3 protein-coding genes and 1 riboswitch are annotated in these 2,473 nt (G+C 64.4%); all 3 genes read right to left on the bottom strand.

The features are described 5' to 3' along the window. A partial coding sequence (locus tag Q0L57_RS12620) for a homocysteine S-methyltransferase family protein (RefSeq protein WP_296743105.1) occupies window positions 1-863 on the bottom strand: 863 nt, incomplete at its 3' end. Between the two features lie 21 nt (window positions 864-884). Then, window positions 885-1,184 (bottom strand): hypothetical protein, encoded by a 300-nt coding sequence (locus Q0L57_RS12615; RefSeq protein WP_296743104.1) that lies wholly within the window; start codon window positions 1,182-1,184, stop codon window positions 885-887. A gap of 110 nt (window positions 1,185-1,294) precedes the next feature. Next, window positions 1,295-1,504, bottom strand: a riboswitch (cobalamin riboswitch). Window positions 1,505-1,607: 103 nt separating this feature from the next. Then, window positions 1,608-2,473 (bottom strand): SRPBCC family protein (locus Q0L57_RS12610; protein ID WP_296743102.1); only part of this gene is annotated, 866 nt, incomplete at its 5' end.

Genomic DNA, 2,473 nt, shown 5'->3' with positions numbered 1-2,473 from the left:
TCGCGCGCGTATTCGGCGCATTCGTAGCGGTTGCAGGTGAAGGGATCGAGCGCGGTCGGGAACGGCCGGTTGCCGGGAATGCAGGAACAGGCGCGGTCGGTGAGCGACTGGAAGGTCGGCTCGGCCTCGGTGGTGCGATAAGGCACCGGCAACGAGGCGACATGGCAGGACACGGCGTCGCGCACCTTTCGCACCACCGGCGTCAGCGTCTTCGGGCCACGCTGGCAGTTGAGGCCGACGACGTCGGCGCCGGCAGCCTCCAGCCGCTTGCAGGCTTCGACGACGTCGATGCCGTCGAACATCTTCTCCTCGCGATGCACCGACAGCGTCACCACGGTCGGCAGGCCGGTCTTCTTCATCACGTCGAGCGCGATCTCGGCCTCGCCATACCAGTCGATGGTCTCGGCGATGAGGAAGTCGGCGCCCTCCTCCACGGCCCAGCCGATCTGCTCCTCGAACATGGCGCGCACGGCGTCGTGGGTCTTCTTGTCGCCGGCCTCATAGGCGTTGGTGTTGCAGATGTTGCCGGCCATCAGGCCGCCATTGCGGTCGGCGACATCCTTGGCGATGCGCAGCGCCTGGCGGTTGATCTTTTCCAGGATGTCCTCGCGGCCGATGACCTTCAGCTTCTGGCGATGCGCGTAATAGGTGAAGGCCTCGACGATGTCGGAGCCGGCATGGACGAAGTCCTCATGCAGGCGGGTGACCGCTTCCGGATGCTCGATGACGACTTCCGGCACGAACGGCCCGGCCTGGAGGTAGCCGCGGCGCTCGAGCTCGAACAGATAGCCCTCCGCGCAGATGATGGCGCCGGCGTCGAGCCGTTCGAGCAGGCCACGCTTGGTAGTGGAATTTGCAGACATGATTTTCTTTCCTCGGGAATTTCAGAGATTGCTGACGCGTTTCGGCCAGGCGCTGGTGCCGGCCACGACGGCCAGCAGGGTGCGCAACCGCAACACGTCGGGGTGCAGCGTGCCGCAGCGGTCGATCACCGCTATCTTGCGCTGAGCCGCGGTCTCCAGATCGGCGTCATGCGGAACCGACATCAGCCAGTCGATGAACACCTCCTCCGGCGGCGGCAGCGGCGATACGGCGCGCATCGTCGCCGCATTGACCCGGCGCGCCCTGCGGGGGCGTTCCGTCCGGCCGGGGGCAAGTCCCGGTATTTCCTTGTGCGAATCCATGTTCGTCCTTCTTTGCAAGGACTGAACCTGGTGGTGATGGAGGAAAGTCACGGACCTTGTCGGCATCGAGCCGGTCCGTATCTGCCTCTTGACCGCCCACCGCGATCAGTCGAGTTGAATTCGTCCGAGGCTGGTTTCCGGGCTCCGAAGCTGTCCCTTGAGGGGACTGTCCCGACACCTTCCCAGGCTTCTCGCCCAGTGGTGCTTGTCGGAACGCAAGCTTCGCTACCGTTGCGGGGGCAGCGCCGGCGTCTCACCGGCTTCCCAATTATTCCTCGGGCCGACTCAGGCCAAAGGACACCTTGAACGTGGCGATCTAAGCATCCGCCCGTGACCGCCGTCCATACGAAAGCGACATTGGCGAAATGCAAAGACGACACTGGCCCAGCGGCGACGAAGCCGGCCGGGCCAGTGTCGTCGCGATCAGGCGACGCTGCGCAGCGCCGGCGCGCTGCCTTCGGAAAGCCGCGGCTCGATGAAGGAGAAATACCATTCGAGGAACTGCATGACGCCGGCCTCGTGCATCATCGAATAAGGGCCGGGCTCATAGACCGGCGACGCAATGCCGAAGGCGTTTTCCTCGACGATCGAACGGTCCTGGTCGTTGGTCTCGGTCCAGACATGGATGAGATCCTGGAGGTCATAGTCGACGCCTTCGACAGCGTCCTTGTGCACCAGCCACTTCGTCGTCACCGCCGTTTCCGTCGCGCTGATCGGCAGCACGCGGAAGGTGATGGCGTGGTCGCCCAGCACATGGTTCCAGGTTGTCGGGAAGTGGTAGAGCAGCAGCGAGCCGATGCGGTCGGCCTGGACGCCATCGGAGAGCTTCTTCTTCACCGCCGGCTTGCCGCTCATCGTGTAGGAGACGGCATCACGCAAGAGCGGAGCGCGGATCGTACGGTACTGCCCGGTCGAGCCGATCTTGAAGGCGCTCGGCAGGCCGGCCGCCTCGCAGCGCGCCCAGTGCTCCATCATCTCGGGATCGCCCGCGACATTCGCGGCATCGTTGATGCTTGGCGCCTCGGGCAGTGTCTTGCACAGTTCGGGATGGTTGCCGGCGCAGTGGTAGCACTCGCGGTTGTTTTCCCAGACCAGCTTCCAGTTGCCCTTCTCGATGATGGTCGACTCGTAGGCCACCTTGGCTTCGGTCAACCGGTGCGGCGCGAAATAGGGTTCCATCATGGAGCGGAACGGCGCGAAGTCGGCCGGCTCCTTGGCCAGGCAGATGAAGATGTAGCCGCCTACGCTTTCGCAGGCGACCGGCTTCAGCCCGAACTGGCTCTTGTCGA

The organism is Mesorhizobium sp. (assembly GCF_024509055.1).
Classification (GTDB): domain Bacteria; phylum Pseudomonadota; class Alphaproteobacteria; order Rhizobiales; family Rhizobiaceae; genus Mesorhizobium.
The sequence above is the reverse complement of the archived record's forward strand: the minus strand, read 5'-3'. Positions and strand labels throughout refer to the sequence as shown.